General features: G+C 63.4%; 2 protein-coding genes. Both read right to left on the bottom strand.

Annotated features, from left to right (window positions below):
- The coding region (locus BN1130_RS19345) for a tetratricopeptide repeat protein (RefSeq protein ID WP_042044052.1) at window positions 1-1,135 on the bottom strand (1,135 nt) is incomplete at its 3' end.
- Window positions 1,136-1,137: 2 nt separating this feature from the next.
- The coding region (locus tag BN1130_RS19340; RefSeq protein WP_157014110.1) for an energy transducer TonB at window positions 1,138-1,776 on the bottom strand (639 nt) is incomplete at its 5' end.

Genomic DNA, 1,776 nt, shown 5'->3' with positions numbered 1-1,776 from the left:
GCCAGCGCTCGGCGCGTACCTGCCAGGCCGTGCCGCCTTCTGCTTTAAGCTCCTGAGCCAGCACCATGGCTTTCGAATACTGCTCTTGATTCAGCAGGGCTTGTACCAGCTGAGCCTTGACCCTGCGTCCCTGCTCGCTCCGGTTTTGCCCGCTAGCCGCCAACTGACTCATGGCGGCCTCGGTTTTGCCTCGCAACAGCAGAAGTTCCGCTGCCCGTAAACCCGCATCGCTCTGGGAGGGCTGTCGGGCCAGGGTCTGCCAGCTCTCGATGGCCTTGGGCCACTCTCTCGCACCTTCCCAAAGCTGGGCAAGCAGGCGCTGATTTTCCGGGCTCTGCTTGAGCTGTCCTTTTTTCATGGCGTTTTCCAACAAACGGGCGCCGCGATAGGGTAATCCTTGCCAGGCATACAAGCGGATCAGTTGACTCCGGGTATCCACATCATCCATCAGCTTGCGGTCTATGGCTGTTTGCAGCAGCGCCAGGGCCTGCTCGCCCCGTTTGGCGGAAAGATTGAGGGCCACGGCCTGTTGCCACCAGCGTTGCTCGGTCGGCTCACGGCGGATCAGCTCGCTGGCCTGGTCGGCCGCCTGGGGATAACGCTGCAAGGCAGTCAGGGCCGAGAGCCGGATCAGGGCCACCGGTTTTTGCCACCCCTTCTTGAGCAGCTGATCGCTCTGGCTAATCGCCTCTGCGTACTGTTTGTTGTGGTAGTAGAGACCCGCCAGGCGCAACCTGAGCTCGTCACTTGGCTGCTTGGCAAGCACGGCCTGGTAGCTGGCAATGGCGCCACGCCAGTTGGATTGCTGAGCTTGAATATCGCCATGCAGGCGCAGCAGCTGGAGCCGTTGTTGCTCCGGCCACTCTTTATAGGTCAGAGCCTGCTCCACATAGCGGCTCGCCTGGGCCGTCTGTTGCAAGTTGGCAGCCAGGGAGGCATTGAGCTGAGCCAACCAGGCCTGCTCAGCCTCTGAGCCTGGTTTCAGGTCGCGGGCCCGGCTCTGGGCCTGCTGGAACTGACCGGACTGATAGAGCTTGAGTACGGGGGCCAGCTGGCGGGAGAAGAGCGGGCTCACCTCCATGGCCCAACTGCCGGCGCTCACCAGGGCCAACAGGCAGATCCAGATCCGCAACATAGTCATGACTCCAACTTGAACTTGAGGGTGATCACCTGGGGCAACTTATCACTCGCCCCGGGTCTTGGCTGATAACGCCACTTGCTCACCGCCTGGATGGCGGCTCGCTCGAACTGACGCCTGGGTTTGGCCTCGACCACGGTCACATCCTGTACCCGTCCCTGGGCATCGACCGCGAAACTCAGGGTCACGAAACCCTCTATACCAGCCTGTTGCGCCCGGTAGGGGTAGGCAGGCTCGATGCGCTGCAGCGGGGTCAAAATGTCACTACTGCCAACACCGCCCAGCTGACCATGGGGATTCCCCGCTGCCACGGCAGCCGGTGCTGGCGCGGCCAGTACACCGGGGGCGGCAACCTGCACAGGACTCAGATCAGCCACCAGATCCAGGCTGGGTTGTACCGAAGGCAGAGGGGGCGTTACCGGGGTGGGCATGGGGCTCAGGGAGAGGGCGGCCGGGGGTTCGGGCAGGGGCTCGGGTTTAGGCGGGACAGGGCGCTCTCGCTGCGCGACCTCGCTCTGCTCCGTCTGCATCCGGATGACGGTTGGATCCTGTTCATCGCGCTGGCTGCGCTCCTTGGGTGGCTCGACCAGGGCGGCCATGCCCAGCAATATCCCCAGGCTGAGCAGCAGACCCCGCCC

The organism is Aeromonas rivuli (genome assembly GCF_000820045.1).
Taxonomy (GTDB): Bacteria; Pseudomonadota; Gammaproteobacteria; order Enterobacterales; family Aeromonadaceae; genus Aeromonas; species Aeromonas rivuli.
Note: the sequence above shows the minus strand (reverse complement) of the source record. Positions and strands in the feature narration are given on the sequence as shown.